Origin of the sequence: Permianibacter aggregans (assembly GCF_009756665.1) — a bacterium.
In the GTDB taxonomy this organism is placed as follows: domain Bacteria; phylum Pseudomonadota; class Gammaproteobacteria; order Enterobacterales; family Permianibacteraceae; genus Permianibacter; species Permianibacter aggregans.
The window spans coordinates 760,619-774,267 of sequence record NZ_CP037953.1; the positions used below are offsets into that span (position 1 = coordinate 760,619).

Consider the following 13,649-nt stretch of genomic DNA (forward strand, 5'->3'; position numbering starts at 1 on the left):
ACAGGGAGTGAAAGCATGATCTTCGGCTCCGACAGACAAGCGCTGCGCAAAATGTGGTTCGAGGTCTACCGCAAGGTACAGGCCGGAGAACCACTGATTCCGCTGGAAAAACAAATCAGCGAAGTGATCGCGCTACATCCTGAATATCACTCGATGCTGTCGCAGCCGGAAAAATATGCCGACAAGGATTACCTGCCGGAATTCGGTGAGACCAATCCGTTCCTGCATATGAGCCTGCACATGGGTCTGCGCGAACAATTAAGTAACAATCGGCCAGCCGGTATCCAGTCGCTGTTTACCCAGGCCTGCCTGTTGAAGGGCGACAAGCACGAGGCTGAGCACCTGTTCATGGAAGCGATGGCGGAAGCGCTGTGGCTGGCCCAGCGCGAGGGCCGGATGCCCGATGAGCAGCGCTATCTGGAATTGATCAAGCGTCGTGTTCAAGCCTAGCAAGCACCATTGCGGTGCGGCTTTCATATTCTTGCCATAAAGCAATAAATCGATGATGCCGGCTGACGACTTTGCCCTGAGCTGCTATAGTTCGGGTCGAATTGTGCAGTGCAGCGAAAGAGGTTTCCCCGATGCATCTACCGGGTAAAGTGATTGCTATCACCGGCGCCGCCCAAGGTTTGGGCAAGGCCATGGCTTTGTATCTGGCGCAGAAAGGCGCTCATCTGGCGTTGATCGACATGAATGCCGAGGCGCTGGAACAAGTCGCAACGGCGTGTCGTGATTTCGGCGTCAAGGCCGAGGCATTCACGGCCAACATCACCGTCGAAGCGGAAGTGGAAACCGTCTTTCAGCGCATCGTCGCCAAGCTGGAGCGCCTGGATGGCTTGATCAATAACGCCGGCATCATTCGTGATGGTTTGTTGGTCAAGGTCAAGGACGGTCAAATCGATAGCCGCCTGAGCCTTGCCGACTGGAACAGCGTGCTGAGCGTCAACCTGACCGGCGTATTTCTCTGTGGTCGCGAAGCGGCAACGCAGATGATCAAGCTCGGCAACGGCGGCTGCATGATCAACATCTCGTCGATTTCCCGCGCCGGCAATATCGGCCAGAGCAATTACTCGGCGACCAAGGCCGGTGTCGCGGCGCTGGCAACCACTTGGGCCAAGGAACTGGCGCGTTACGGCATTCGCGCCGCCGCCATCGCTCCCGGCTTTATCGCCACCGACATGACCGCCTCGATGAAGCCGGAAATCATTGCCAAAATCGAAAGCGGTATTCCGGCCAAACGCATGGGCGTACCAAACGAAATTGCGCAAACCGTTGCGTTCATTCTGGAAAATGACTATATCAGTGGCCGGGTCATTGAAGTCGACGGTGCACTGCGCCTGTAAACATCAAACGCCTGCGTCATGTTGCGCTTGCGCTATCTGGTTGATAGCGCAAGCCGGCAATTCAGGGCGCCGATAAATCCACACCCTGCTCGATCAATTGGTGCAATTTGAACAGTGTAGTAAACCAGGCCAAGCCCACCGCCATCTTTTTGTCTTCGACTATCGCTTCACCGTCCTGCACAGATTTGCGAAAGGCATTGGCGGCTTCAATATCGCGCTGATGGCGCGCGAAAATTTTCTGGCATTCGACTTCGTCTTTCAGTATTTCCGGTAACCACTTTTGCTGAAATGCATGCAGTACCGCGTCTTCCAGACTGCCGCCATGCACGCACCATTCGGCCAGCAACTGCTCGCGCACGAACAAGTAAAACTCCGTTTTCAGGAACGCGGCGGAAACCTCGCTGTGCGCATAACGCGGCGCTTCAGCAACTGGTTCCTGCGTAGGATTCAGCAGCTTCATCAGCTCCTTGTTGCGCTGTCCGATATCGCGCATCAGCGCCTTGTCTTCTGCGGTCAATTGCTCCGGGTCGTTGTTAACTCGGCGCAGTTTGTTCAGCAACAGCAAAAAAGCTTCGCGATCAACTTCGCTCATCTGCTCCAAGACATTGACGACCGAAACCGGTACAGCAGTAGTCACGATAAATTTCTCCGGATAGCAAAGCGGCTATTGTCGCAAATCCGGCATGAAAAAGGGGCGATTGCTCGCCCCTTGTCTGCTGATTGGCTGTTTCAAACTTCCTGCAAACGTTTACGTGCGTACACCGAACCGAACATCAGCAGGCCAGCGATCACCAGGCCCAGCCAGAACTGGCCGTTACCCAGTAGCTCAGCGCCCTGCGAATAACCGACATTCGGGAACACTGGTTCGCCATCGGCCATCGCTTGCATGTCCTGCCACAGAATCGCGGCGATGCCACGGAAACGCTCACCCAACCACGTACCGAATACATGCGTATCGAACAACAGTTTCTCGACCAGCATAACGGCTGGAGGGGTCAGCACGGCGAACAGCAACGGACGTTTGGTCGCCGCGCCAAGCAGCAGGAAATACATCAGGATCGGAGCGGCCCACAACATCATGGCCCAGTAACCAATCAATGATTTGAACCAGAACACCGGCAGCGCCGAAGGAGCCCATAAGGTATCCCAAGCCGAGACGCCGAAGTTCCAGGCGGCGATGGTGCCGATGATCATGACGATCAGGTGCACAACCGCAGCGGCAGCCAACACGATGGCTGGATAGATCACGACACCGGTGACGACCTTGCTGAACGTGGAGTGCCAATCCGATATCGGCATCGAACGCCAGAAATAAATCGAGCGGTCTTTACGTTCTTCGTACATACAAGCCAGGAAATAAAAGAACGTCACCAGCAACAACAAGCCATCGAAAGGAGAGCGAACTCCATTCAACATGCCTACGGTGACTTTCTCGCGCATCTCCATCGGCATCTCGGCCAATCGCTTGCCCGCTTCGGCGAATTCGATACGTTCTGATTCAATGGTCACGTATTCCCGATCGCCAATTTTCAAGGACGCCGCAATCACCACCCAAAGCACCAGCACCGTCAGCAACACCGCCAATCCCGCCGGCACCCAAACCAGACTGCCTTTGTGTTCCCAGAATTCCTTGCGGATCGAGGTTTTGAATGCGTTGATGTTCATACCGTTACCTCCGCCATCTTGGCGACAAATACATCGGCGATACCGGCCGACTTGATTTCGCCGAAGCGACGCAATTGTTCTTTCGCGACGTTCTCAAACATCATGACGTGCCGACCCATGATTTCGCGCTCCAGCACTGGCTTCAGCGCCCGCGCTTCGCCAACCAGTTCTTTGCTGACCATCACTTCAGTGAAGCGTTCGGTCATCACTTCGGTCGGGCAGCTGAGCACGATATGGCCGTTGCTGATCATCAACACATCGGTCAGCAAGTGCTGAATCTCTTCGACCTGGTGCGTGGTGATGACGATCGTGCGATTGCGTTCGTAGTAATCCCCGAGCAACTGATCGTAAAACGCTTTGCGATAAACGATATCGAGACCCAGTGTCGGTTCATCGAGAATGAGCAACTCGGCATCAATCGCCAACACCAACGCCAGATGCAGCTGCGCGATCATGCCTTTGCTCAACGCGCTGACTTTTGCCTTCGGCGGGATCTTGGTCTTCGCCAGCATTTCCAGGCAGCGCTCGCGGGAAAAGCGTTCATGCACGCCATCGACAAAGTCGATCGCCTGATCAACCCGTAACCAGCGCGGCAGAATCGCGACGTCAGCGATGTAGGCCACTTTTTCCATCAACAAATCGCGTTGCTCGTGTGGGTCCAGACCCAGCACTTTCAAATCACCGGCGCAATCGGTCAGGCCCAGCATGGCACGCAGCAGCGTGGTTTTGCCGGCGCCGTTGCTGCCAATCAAACCGACGATGCGACCTTTCTCGATTTGAAAATTCACGCCGTCCAGCGCGGCGAATTTGCCAAAGTGTTTGCTGACGCTTTTGCCTTCGACGACGATACTCATGCGCGCCCTCCTTGCCCGTGACTATGGGCCAGCAAATCTTCGACCGTCAGACCGAGCAACTCGATGCGTTGCAGAATTTTCGGCCACTCTTCGCTGAGAAACTGATGACGCAGTTGGCCGGACAGTTTTTCCTTGGCCCCTTCGTTGACATAAAGCCCGAGTCCCCGACGCTTTTCCACGATGTTTTCCTCGCTCAGTTCCTGATATGCCTTGGTCACAGTCAGCGGATTGATTCGATAATCCGCCGCCACCTGCCGAACCGAGGGCAAGGCATCCCCCGGTGTCAGCTCGCCTTCTAGAATCAGCGCGACAATTCGTTCGCGAAGCTGTTTATAGATGGGCGTGTCTTCACTCCATTCGGCTTGCATACGCCTCTCCGGTTACGGTTGTTGAACCCACACCGTTATAGTGTGTTAGTTGACTATAACACCTGGAAAAAACCCGTCTATGTACAGATGTAAACAATCGTTGCTGATCCGGGCCGGCAAGCGCACAATGGCCGAGTGCTTAAACCATTGAATTCGTAGATGTTTTTCCGCCAAACCCTGAGTATTGCCGGCATCTTGCTGACGCTGGCCGGAGTGTTCGCTGGCTGGGTCGGTGTCTCGCTGGCGCTGGCTATCGGGCTGATGCTGGCGCTGACGCTCGGTAATCCCTGGCCGGCACAGTCCGGCAAATGGGCCGGCTGGCTGTTGAAAACCGCCGTGGTCGGGCTGGGTTTTGGGCTGCCGCTGGATGTCGTGCTCGGCACTGCGCTTGATTCCCTGTTGCTGACCATTGCCACGATTGCCGGCGCGCTGCTGCTCGGTCGCTGGCTGGCGACGCTTTTTGCCATCGACCGTACGCTGGGGCAATTGCTGGCCGCCGGCACCGCCATCTGTGGCGGCAGCGCGATAGCCGCGCTGGCACCAGTATTGAAAGCACGCGGCGAACACATCGCCATTTCGCTAGCCGTGGTGTTTCTGCTCAATGGATTGGCGCTGTGGCTGTTTCCCGTATTAGGGCATTGGCTAGGCCTCTCGGATCAGCAATTTGGCCTTTGGGCCGCGCTGGCGATTCATGACACCAGTTCGGTCGTCGGTGCCGCCACCGCATTCAGCGAACAGGCGCTTCCTGTTGCCACCACGGCCAAGCTGGCGCGCGCCATCTGGATTGTGCCGTTGGTATTGCTGTTCTCCTGGCGTCAACGTGACGAGGGCGAGGCCATCACCATTCCGATGTTTATTGCCCTGTTCCTGCTGGCGAGCCTGGCCAGAACACTGGTCCCGGCATTGGCAGAGTTCGCGCCACTGCTGACGACAATCGCCAAACAGCTTTTTGCCGTATCGTTGCTATTGATTGGTTATGGCCTGACATTCCCGGTACTGCGTCAGATTGATTGGCGCTCACTGGCGATGGCCGTGACCCTCTGGTTGCTGCTTGCCAGCGCATCGCTGTTCGCCCTGATTAACGGATGGTACTGACATCGTGGATATCTTTTTTTCGCTGCAACGTGAATCATTGCAACGCCGTAATCCGGAACGTTTGCAGACCTGGCAGAACGACACAAACGCTCGCGTGATGTTGGTGCATGATGGCCAGTTAAGCATTGCCGCAGAGCCGCACTACCGCAGCTTGCATGCGCTGACGGCGCAACAGCAATCGGAATTGATTTTACTCGGCCTGTATCGAGGCTTGCCGACATTTGCTCTGCGCGTGGAACAAGCACAATTTCACGGCGAGGAAATCGCCTGGGGCGATCTGCGCCAGTGTGCACACTTGCTCGACGCCGAAACCTTGAGTATCGCGATACAAGCCAAAGCGCTCTGCCACTGGCACCAAACCCATCCATTTTGCGCCCGCTGCGGCAAACCGACCGTGATGAAAGACGCCGGTTATCGGCGGCTATGCGAACACTGCCAGGCCGAACATTTTCCGCGCTGCGATCCAGCGGTGATTGTCGGCGTGCAATTCAACGGGCAATTGTTGCTCGGCCGGCAAAGCGGTTGGCCGGAGAAGCGCTACAGCGTCATCGCCGGTTTTGCCGAACCGGGCGAATCACTGGAACAAGCGGTAGTGCGGGAAGTCATGGAAGAAACCGGCATTCGGGTGGAAACCGTGCGCTATCTGCAATCGCAACCCTGGCCCTACCCTTCATCATTGATGCTGGCCTTTATGGCCGAGGCGGAGCATGACGAAATCGAATTGCGCGATCAGGAACTGGAGAATGCCCGCTGGGTCAGCCGCGAGTCACTGCAATCCTTGATGCAAGCTGGCGAAATCAAATTGCCGCCGCGGGCATCGATTGCCTATCAGATTATCCGGCAATGGTATGAACAAGAAGGCGCCGACTTTGCGGCGCTGATCAAAAGTATCTGGTAAAGCGAATGCGGCTGTGGATTAGCACTTCATATTGAGCATTCGCTGTCGTCGGTTTTCCAAACAACCGGCTCCCAAAAGTTCTTACGATCGAACTTTTCCAGATGATTGTATTTGGCGCCAATGTGGTAAATCTTGTTCTTTTCGACCATGAGCGTCAGTGTTTTTCCATAGCCTCGATGACGATTGTCAACGGCTGGATCCGGAATCAGCTCGTAGACTTTCAAGGTGTATTCACCCGGCGCCAGCTTGTGCTCTTTTTCCTCAATCAATCGCGATTCGCCATTTATCTCGCCGATACGCGCATCGTAAATGCGAGAAGGGGCCGGCGGTGAAAAAAACACCGAAACGGTACCGCAATCGGCCGCAACGACGACGCCGGAGATCAGCGTAAAGGCGGCGATGAACCACTTGTTCATACCAGTCAAACTCCAAGAACAGGCAACAGACGCTAGTACGACAGAAGCGTCCCAAGGTTAGTTCCAGGGCAAAGAAAACCGGCGCCTGTGAGGCGCCGGTGTTGTTGCTTACTCTTCTTCGCTGTCGTCGAAGTCGTAGTCGTAATCGTCCAGCGATCCCATCAGCTTGGACAACTCACGCTTTTCCCGCAGCATCTCGATTTGACGCCAGCGCGGCGGCAACTTGCCATCGCGACCGTCAACGTTAATATTCTCGGCGTTATCGCCGGAATCGACTTCAAACTCGTCTTCGATACCCGAAAAACCGGCCATAGTGGCGAACCTCGCAGCTGGATAGAACTGTTTCGGGTTGCGTATATATAGAGTTAACAATCCGTTGTCAATTTATTTTTTTGAGACAATTGATGGACGAACGACAACTACGCCTGCTGGCGGTGATTAAGCACATTCCGAAGGGCGCCTGGATGAGCTATGGCGATGTCGCTCGCCATGCCGGCTTACCCGGCTATCATCGTTTGGTGGTACGAGTATTGGCCAACGCGCCGGACGATAGCCTGCCCTGGCATCGAGTGTTGCGTAGCGACGGGCGGCCCGGCCTCGAACCGGGTAGCGCCGGCTATCGCAAACAGCTGCGGCGGTTGGCGAGCGAAGGGGTTGAGATTCGCGGAGAGCGGGCCTGCAGTGGTCGCGTACCCGCTTAATGCATAGTTGGTTCAGCGATAAACGCGTCAATTTCGGCCAACAACCGGATTAATGCCGGGTAGCTTCCGGGCTGCTGCTGAAAATAGACTTCCGCATATTGATGAAGGCCGGCCCTGCTCGGCAGCGGCAGGCGCCGTTCAATCAGTTCCTGCATTCTCGGCAGGAACACGAACTGCAACCATTCCGGCAATGTCATCGTATCAACGCAGAATGGCATCGTGCTGTCAAAGCTGGCGGGCTCAGGGATTTCATTGCTCCACAAGCCTTCCGACTGTAGACGACGCTCCAGTCGGTCGAGATATTGTTGGCAACGTAGGTATGGATCCGTCATGCCCAGCCCATCACTTGCCGTGGCATTTCTTGAATTTCAATGCTGACCCGCAAGGGCAAGGATCATTGCGACCGACATTGCGCAGTGGGTTGTGCACTGGCGCTGCAGGCCGGTGATGATGGTGATGGTCATGGTCATGGTCACAATCCGGGCCGTGAACATGATCGTGGTCGTGGTCATGATCGCAATCCGGACCATGTACGTGCGTATGCATTAAGCAAACTCCTGGGCGCAAAAGGAATATTGTCCCCCGCGATTTCCTGGCCTGCAAGATGCGTTTACACACCGGTGCTGGCCAACAGCGCTCAGATTCGTACAATGCGGGCCTCGATCGGAAACCTGTGATTTCCGTTGAATAAGGAGAATGACATTGAAACGAGTACTGTTAACCAGCATTGCTGCGGCGCTGTTTGCGGCTGCCTGCAGCCATCAGCCAGTGCAAAAAAGTGCGGCATTACCGGAGGGTGTGCGTTTTGTCGAAGCGGTCAGCGCCACGGAAGACGGTATAACCATTCCGTATAAAAAGTATCAACTCAGCAATGGTTTGACCGTGTTGATCCACGAGGATCATTCCGACCCGCTGGTCCATGTCGATGTCACCTACCATGTTGGCTCGGCGCGCGAAGAAATCGGCAAATCGGGCTTTGCCCACTTTTTCGAACACATGATGTTTCAGGGCTCCGAGCATGTCGCCGATGAAGAGCATTTCAAAATCATCACCGAAGCTGGCGGCACGCTGAACGGCACCACCAACTCCGATCGCACCAATTATTTCCAGACGGTGCCAGCCAATCAGCTGGAAACGATGCTGTGGCTGGAAGCGGACCGCATGGGCTTTTTGCTCGATGCCGTGACTCAACAAAAATTTGAAGTACAACGCGAAACGGTCAAGAACGAGCGCGGTCAGCGCTATGACAACGCACCGTACGGTTTGCTGCGTGAGCGGGTTGCCGAAGCGCTGTATCCGGAAGGTCATCCGTACAGCTGGCAGACCATCGGTTACATTGAAGATTTGAACCGGGTCAACGTCAACGATCTTAAAGCATTTTTCCTGCGCTGGTACGGCCCGAACAATGCCGTGCTGACTATTGGCGGCGATGTCGATGTTGCCCAGACACTGAAATGGGTCGACAAATATTTTGGTTCGATTCCAGTTGGCCCAGCAGTAACCGACATGGAAAAAATGCCGGCAAAACTGGACAACGATCGCTACATTTCGATGGAAGACAATGTCCATCTGCCATTGCTGTATATCAACTTTCCTACCGTATACGCCTTCCATGAAGACGAAGCCGCGCTTGATATCCTGGCCGAAATCATGGGCCAGGGAAAAACCTCGCTGCTCTATCAGAACCTGGTGAAAAACCAAATCGCCGTGCAGGCATCGGCCAGCCATCCCTGCGCTGAACTCGCCTGTAACTTCACGATGCTGGCACTGCCCAATCCAGCGCTGATGCAAGGCAAAACCCTTGCTGATCTGGAAGCGGTAATCCGCAAAACCCTGGTCGAGTTCGAACAACGCGGCGTTCAGGATGACGATTTGATCAAAGCGAAAGCGAAGCTGGAAGCCAGCAAGACTTTTGGTCTGGAAAGCGTTTCCGGCAAAGTCTCGCAACTGGCTTACTTCGAAACCTTTCTTGATGATGCCAACTACGTCGGCAAAGATCTGAAACGTTACCAGAACGTCACTAAAGCCGATGTCATGCGCGTTTACGAGCAATACATCAAAGGCCAGAAAGCGGTGATCATGAGCATCGTGCCGAAAGGCGCCAAGCAACTGATTGCTCACGAAGATACCTACACGCCAAAGCCACGCACCTTGCCGGAATATGCGCCAATTGGCGATACCGATCTGGTCTACCGCCGTCCGCAGGACAATTTCGATCGCAGCGTCAAACCGCAGCCGGGACAGGCTCCGGGCGTCAACCTGCCGAAAACCTGGACGGAAAAACTGGCCAACGGCATTGAAGTGCTGGGCGCCGAATACGATGAAACCCCAACCGTTTCGCTGAGCGTTGAGCTCAATGTTGGCCATCGTCATGTGCCGGTCGAAAAAGCCGGTCTGGCGCAGTTGACCGCGGCGATGATGAACGAGACCACCAAAAACTACAGCAACGAGCAATTTGCCTTGGAGCTGGAAAAACTCGGTAGCTCGATCAGCTTCTCCGCTGGCGACAACTACAGCTCGTTGAATGTCAGTTCGCTGAGCAAAAACCTCGACAAAACGCTGCAGCTGGCCGTTGAGCGTTTGCTGAACCCGGCGTTCACGGAAGCCGATTTTGCCCGCGTCAAAGCGCAAGCTATTCAAGGCATTGAACACAGCAAAAAACAGCCGACGGTCACCGCCAACAATGCGTTCAGCAAATTGTTGTTTGGTGCCACGCATCCGCTCGGCCAACCAAGCTCCGGCACCGTGGAATCAGTAAAGGCGTTGACACTCGATGAGGTCAAAGCGTTTTATGCGCAATACTTCTCACCGTCGGTTGCCAGCATTGTCGTTGTCGGCGATGTACCGAAAGCAAAACTGCTGAAGCAGTTGAATGTATTTGCCGAGTGGCCGGCGCAAAACGTGGCTCAGCCAGGATTGCCGAAAGCGAACACACTCGGCAAAACCCGCATTTATCTGATCGATAAACCGGGCGCCGCGCAATCAGAAATCCGCATCGGCAATCATGCGCTGCCGTATGACGCTACCGGTGAGTACTATCGCGCCGGTCTGATGAACTTCAATTTGGGTGGCGCTTTCAATAGCCGCATCAACCTGAACCTGCGCGAAGACAAGGGCTATACCTATGGTGCCCGCTCAGGCTTTTCTGGCGCTGAAGACTACGGATACTTCTCTGCTGGCGCCGGTGTTCGTACTGATGCTACCGACAAATCGATTGTCGAGTTTCTGAAAGAAATCCGTAGTTATCGCGAACAGGGCATGACCGAAGCCGAGTTGCAGTTCCTGAAAAACGCCATCGGCCAACGCGATGCCCGTGCTTACGAAACGCCATCGCAAAAGCTGAACTTCCTGTTCCAGATGATGCGGTACGATCTCAAGCCGGACTTCGTTGATCAACAACAGAAAATTCTGCGCGAGATTTCGCTCGAAGAACTGAACCAGCTGGCCAATAAACTGTTGGATGTCGAGCAGATGCAAATCGTCGTGGTTGGTGATGCCAAAGCGGTATTGCCAGGCCTCGAAGTACTCGGATACGAAATTGTCCGCATGGACGCCGAAGGCAACGTGCTGTAAGCGCCTTGCTGAAAAACCAGCCCCGGTCTCACCGGGGCTTTTTTTGTCATGACAAATGTCATGCCGAACCCATGACAATCGGCACTACTGGCCGATTGGCCGAGATCGCACAATGTCCATCAACGACTTGGCAAAGGAGATGGACAATGATTCTGAGCGTGAAGGCCGTCAGCAAGCGCTACGGCGACCGGCCGGCGGTCGATAACTTGAGTTTTGCGCTGCACGCCGGCGAAGTGTTCGGCCTGCTCGGCCCGAATGGCGCCGGCAAAAGCACCACCTGTCACATCATGACCGGGCTGTTGCATCCGGATAACGGCGAGATCCGGGTGTTTGGCGAGCCACCTACCGAAGCCTCCGTGCGGCGCCGAATTGGCATCGCGCCTCAGCAAATTGCGCTCTATGAGCGACTGACGGCGCGCCAGAATCTGCAGTTCTTCTGTTCGCTGTATCAGCTGCAGGGAAAAACGGCTGACGCCGCCATTGACCGCGTACTGGATTTGGTTGGTCTGCGCGACCGCGCCAATGACGCGGTCAAATCGTTCTCCGGAGGTATGCTGCGACGCTTGAATCTTGCCGGCGCGTTGATCCACAACCCGGACATCGTACTGCTCGACGAGCCAACCGCCGGCGTCGATCCGCAGTCGCGCAATCGCCTGTTCGAAACGGTTGACGCGCTGAAAGCGGCCGGCAAAACCATTATCTACACGACCCATTACATGGAAGAAGCGGCGCGACTCTGCGACCGCGTCGCAATCATCGATCAAGGCCGACTACTGGCGCTGGATAGCGTCAATGCCTTGCTCAGCGAGCACGGCGGGCCGACCCAAATCAGCTATCTGCATGATGGTCAACGCCATCAGATTGATACGCCACAACCGGAACAAGCACTGGCCTCACTTCTGCAACAACACGCCGACCTGAGCCAATTGAACGTGCGGGCACCGACGCTGGAGTCGGTATTTCTGAAACTGACCGGCAAACACCTGAGGGATTAATCATGAACAGTCTATGGGCCATTGTCCGCAAGGATTTTCAATTGCTACGCACCGACAAGGTAACGCTGTTTTTCACGTTCGTTTTCCCGCTGCTGTTCGCCGGTTTGTTCGGCAACATGATGGGCGGCGGTGGCAGCAAACAAATCAAAGTCGCCGTTGTGCAACAAGATCAAACTGCTGCCGCCACGGCGTTTGTACAAACATTGACGGACGCCGACGAACTGAAAGTACAAGCGATGGCGCTTGAGCAGGCACAGAACGCCGTGCGCAAAGGTGATTTGACCGCGTACATCGTGATACCGGAAGGATTCGGTGAACGCTACGATGCAGTCTTCGCCGGCAAGGCGCCGACTCTGATCGTTGGCGTCGACCCGAAACGCACCGCCGAAGCCGGTCTGCTCGAAGGCGTGCTGATGAAATATGGTGCCGATCGTTTCACCAAGCTGTTCTCCTCAAGTGACGCGATGCGTGAACAGATGCAGAAAAGCCTTGCGCAAATTCAGGCCGCCGATGACATGCCGGCTGCCTGGCGCGATTTGCTCAATGACTACTTGCCGAAAATTGAGCAGTTGCTGGCCGAGCAACCAGCGGTCGAAGACAATACCGGTGAAAGCGGCTTTGATGGTTTCACCCCGCTCAACATCGAAAAACAGGAAGTGATTCGCGAGCAAAAAGGCCCAGGACATGCACAAGCGGTGTTTTTCCCGCAGGCTATCATGTGGGCAACGTTAGGCTGCATCATGGGCTTTGGTACGTCGCTGGTGCAGGAGTACTCACGCGGTACGATGCTGCGCTTGCGTGCGGCCCCGATCACTACCGCTACCGTTCTGGCCGGAAAAAGCCTGACCTGCGCTGTCACCATCGCTATCGTCATCGGCACGCTGTTGATCGTCGGGCGCACCGTGTTCGGCATGCCGATTGAAACACCGGCGCTGCTGGCGCTTGCCATCACCGGCATTGCCGTGTGCTTTTCCGGTTTGATGATGTTGTTTGCCGCGATTGCGAAAACCGAACAGGCATTGAATGGCCTTGGCTGGGCGGTGCTGATGGTTTTCGCGATGATTGGTGGCGCCATGCTGCCGCTGTTCCTGATGCCGGAGTGGCTGCAGAACGTCAGCCATTTCTCACCAGTCAAATGGGGCATTCTGGCGCTAGAGGGAGCCATTTGGCGCGGATTTGATGTCCAGGAAATGCTGAAACCGGTTGCTATCTTGCTGAGCCTAGGACTAATCGCCTATGGTATCGGCCTGCAACGAATCAAATCCCTGGATGCCGCAGGTTGAAAAACATCGTCGCTGCCGGTGATGGCCGGCAGTCTTGCGCAACGAGGCAATAGCTATGGAAAACGACAACAAAATGATTGAGAAAGCAAACGAATCCGGCAAGGACAATGAACCCAACTACTTTCCGCGTTGGCTGGTAGGAATTTTTGTCATCGTCATCGGCGTCGTGTTTTTGTTGAAAGCACACGGCTATCACGATTGGCTGCCATTTCGCCAGAACTGGTGGGCGCTGTTCATTTTGATTCCGGCAGTGATGATGTATTTGTCGGTTTACGAACGCTACAAGCGTCTTGGCCGTTTCGATGCCGAAGCCGGCGGCCGTTTGACTGGTGCGCTGGCAATCACGGTCGTTGCGGTCATTTTTCTGGCCGGATTGTCCTGGCATAAATGGTGGCCGCTGTTCATTATCGTTGGCGGCCTGTCGATTATTTTCAATAAAGGATGGGGGAAAGAGTAAA

General features: G+C 55.1%; 17 protein-coding genes. 9 read left to right on the forward strand and 8 right to left on the reverse strand.

Translation table 11 applies throughout. From position 1 onward, the window contains the following. Positions 1 to 15 precede the first annotated feature (15 nt). Positions 16 to 450 carry a DUF1841 family protein gene (locus E2H98_RS03510; protein WP_198325226.1) on the forward strand — a complete coding sequence of 145 codons (435 nt, stop codon included), beginning with the start codon at positions 16 to 18 and terminating at the stop codon, positions 448 to 450. Between the two features lie 131 nt (positions 451 to 581). Next, positions 582 to 1,343: an SDR family oxidoreductase gene (locus E2H98_RS03515; protein WP_133587859.1), complete on the forward strand. Its 762-nt coding sequence runs from the start codon at positions 582 to 584 to the stop codon at positions 1,341 to 1,343. Positions 1,344 to 1,404: 61 nt separating this feature from the next. On the opposite strand, the gene E2H98_RS03520 is transcribed toward E2H98_RS03515, so the two are convergent. The 4 genes from E2H98_RS03520 to E2H98_RS03535 form a co-directional block, all read right to left on the reverse strand. Next, a complete protein-coding gene (locus E2H98_RS03520) occupies positions 1,405 to 1,980 on the reverse strand; it encodes a hypothetical protein (RefSeq protein ID WP_133587861.1) in 576 nt (191 codons plus the stop codon). Positions 1,981 to 2,072: 92 nt separating this feature from the next. Next, entirely contained in the window at positions 2,073 to 3,008 is a 936-nt protein-coding gene (locus E2H98_RS03525) for a hypothetical protein (protein WP_133587863.1), read from the reverse strand. After that, a complete protein-coding gene (locus E2H98_RS03530) occupies positions 3,005 to 3,862 on the reverse strand; it encodes an ABC transporter ATP-binding protein (RefSeq protein ID WP_133587865.1) in 858 nt (285 codons plus the stop codon). Before E2H98_RS03530 ends, E2H98_RS03525 begins: the two co-directional genes overlap by 4 nt. Beyond that, positions 3,859 to 4,230, reverse strand: coding sequence for a GntR family transcriptional regulator (locus E2H98_RS03535; RefSeq protein ID WP_133587867.1), 372 nt, complete (start codon positions 4,228 to 4,230; stop codon positions 3,859 to 3,861). Before E2H98_RS03535 ends, E2H98_RS03530 begins: the two co-directional genes overlap by 4 nt. Positions 4,231 to 4,389: 159 nt before the next feature. On the opposite strand from E2H98_RS03535, the gene E2H98_RS03540 reads away from it, so the two are divergent. Further along, the gene (locus E2H98_RS03540; protein ID WP_133587869.1) at positions 4,390 to 5,325 is read left to right on the forward strand and encodes a YeiH family protein; all 936 of its coding nucleotides are present in this window, start codon (positions 4,390 to 4,392) and stop codon (positions 5,323 to 5,325) included. Positions 5,326 to 5,329: 4 nt separating this feature from the next. Continuing rightward, complete coding sequence (nudC, locus tag E2H98_RS03545) at positions 5,330 to 6,223, forward strand: NAD(+) diphosphatase (RefSeq protein ID WP_133587871.1); 894 nt, start codon at positions 5,330 to 5,332, stop codon at positions 6,221 to 6,223. A 26-nt stretch (positions 6,224 to 6,249) separates the two neighbouring features. Here the strand turns inward: nudC and E2H98_RS03550 are convergent, their stop codons facing one another. Beyond that, complete coding sequence (locus tag E2H98_RS03550; RefSeq protein WP_133587873.1) at positions 6,250 to 6,639, reverse strand: hypothetical protein; 390 nt, start codon at positions 6,637 to 6,639, stop codon at positions 6,250 to 6,252. Between the two features lie 108 nt (positions 6,640 to 6,747). Continuing rightward, positions 6,748 to 6,951, reverse strand: a complete 204-nt coding sequence (locus E2H98_RS03555; protein ID WP_133587875.1) for a hypothetical protein — start codon at positions 6,949 to 6,951, stop codon at positions 6,748 to 6,750. A gap of 92 nt (positions 6,952 to 7,043) precedes the next feature. Between E2H98_RS03555 and E2H98_RS03560 the strand changes: the two genes are divergently transcribed. Continuing rightward, on the forward strand, positions 7,044 to 7,340 hold the full coding sequence (locus E2H98_RS03560; RefSeq protein WP_133587877.1) for an MGMT family protein: 297 nt from the start codon (positions 7,044 to 7,046) through the stop codon (positions 7,338 to 7,340). Here E2H98_RS03560 and E2H98_RS03565 read toward each other — a convergent pair. Both E2H98_RS03565 and E2H98_RS03570 read right to left on the reverse strand, forming a co-directional pair. Next, a complete protein-coding gene (locus E2H98_RS03565) occupies positions 7,337 to 7,672 on the reverse strand; it encodes a YqcC family protein (protein WP_133587879.1) in 336 nt (111 codons plus the stop codon). The genes E2H98_RS03560 and E2H98_RS03565 overlap by 4 nt on opposite strands. A gap of 10 nt (positions 7,673 to 7,682) precedes the next feature. Next, entirely contained in the window at positions 7,683 to 7,886 is a 204-nt protein-coding gene (locus E2H98_RS03570) for an SEC-C metal-binding domain-containing protein (RefSeq protein ID WP_133587881.1), read from the reverse strand. A 156-nt stretch (positions 7,887 to 8,042) separates the two neighbouring features. Here E2H98_RS03570 and E2H98_RS03575 point away from each other — a divergent pair, with 156 nt between their 5' ends. From E2H98_RS03575 to E2H98_RS03590, 4 genes are all read left to right on the forward strand, one after another. Next, the gene (locus E2H98_RS03575; RefSeq protein WP_198325227.1) at positions 8,043 to 10,913 is read left to right on the forward strand and encodes a M16 family metallopeptidase; all 2,871 of its coding nucleotides are present in this window, start codon (positions 8,043 to 8,045) and stop codon (positions 10,911 to 10,913) included. A 146-nt stretch (positions 10,914 to 11,059) separates the two neighbouring features. Continuing rightward, positions 11,060 to 11,908, forward strand: a complete 849-nt coding sequence (locus E2H98_RS03580) for an ABC transporter ATP-binding protein (RefSeq protein ID WP_198325228.1) — start codon at positions 11,060 to 11,062, stop codon at positions 11,906 to 11,908. 2 nt (positions 11,909 to 11,910) lie between these two features. Beyond that, positions 11,911 to 13,191 (forward strand): ABC transporter permease, encoded by a 1,281-nt coding sequence (locus E2H98_RS03585; RefSeq protein ID WP_133587885.1) that lies wholly within the window; start codon positions 11,911 to 11,913, stop codon positions 13,189 to 13,191. Positions 13,192 to 13,264: 73 nt separating this feature from the next. After that, positions 13,265 to 13,648, forward strand: a complete 384-nt coding sequence (locus tag E2H98_RS03590) for a LiaF transmembrane domain-containing protein (RefSeq protein ID WP_157591229.1) — start codon at positions 13,265 to 13,267, stop codon at positions 13,646 to 13,648. The last annotated feature ends 1 nt before the right edge of the window (position 13,649 follow it).

Bases quoted from the DNA above. Each gene is read 5' to 3' on its own strand.
- E2H98_RS03510 (WP_198325226.1), top strand. From the start codon at position 16: ATGATCTTCGGCTCCGACAGACAAGCGCTGCGCAAAATGTGGTTCGAG.
- E2H98_RS03515 (WP_133587859.1), top strand. From the start codon at position 582: ATGCATCTACCGGGTAAAGTGATTGCTATCACCGGCGCCGCCCAAGGT.
- E2H98_RS03525 (WP_133587863.1), bottom strand. From the start codon at position 3,008: ATGAACATCAACGCATTCAAAACCTCGATCCGCAAGGAATTCTGGGAA.
- E2H98_RS03530 (WP_133587865.1), bottom strand. From the start codon at position 3,862: ATGAGTATCGTCGTCGAAGGCAAAAGCGTCAGCAAACACTTTGGCAAA.
- E2H98_RS03535 (WP_133587867.1), bottom strand. From the start codon at position 4,230: ATGCAAGCCGAATGGAGTGAAGACACGCCCATCTATAAACAGCTTCGC.
- E2H98_RS03540 (WP_133587869.1), top strand. From the start codon at position 4,390: ATGTTTTTCCGCCAAACCCTGAGTATTGCCGGCATCTTGCTGACGCTG.
- E2H98_RS03550 (WP_133587873.1), bottom strand. From the start codon at position 6,639: ATGAACAAGTGGTTCATCGCCGCCTTTACGCTGATCTCCGGCGTCGTC.
- E2H98_RS03555 (WP_133587875.1), bottom strand. From the start codon at position 6,951: ATGGCCGGTTTTTCGGGTATCGAAGACGAGTTTGAAGTCGATTCCGGC.
- E2H98_RS03560 (WP_133587877.1), top strand. From the start codon at position 7,044: ATGGACGAACGACAACTACGCCTGCTGGCGGTGATTAAGCACATTCCG.
- E2H98_RS03565 (WP_133587879.1), bottom strand. From the start codon at position 7,672: ATGACGGATCCATACCTACGTTGCCAACAATATCTCGACCGACTGGAG.
- E2H98_RS03570 (WP_133587881.1), bottom strand. From the start codon at position 7,886: ATGCATACGCACGTACATGGTCCGGATTGCGATCATGACCACGACCAC.
- E2H98_RS03580 (WP_198325228.1), top strand. From the start codon at position 11,060: ATGATTCTGAGCGTGAAGGCCGTCAGCAAGCGCTACGGCGACCGGCCG.
- E2H98_RS03585 (WP_133587885.1), top strand. From the start codon at position 11,911: ATGAACAGTCTATGGGCCATTGTCCGCAAGGATTTTCAATTGCTACGC.
- E2H98_RS03590 (WP_157591229.1), top strand. From the start codon at position 13,265: ATGATTGAGAAAGCAAACGAATCCGGCAAGGACAATGAACCCAACTAC.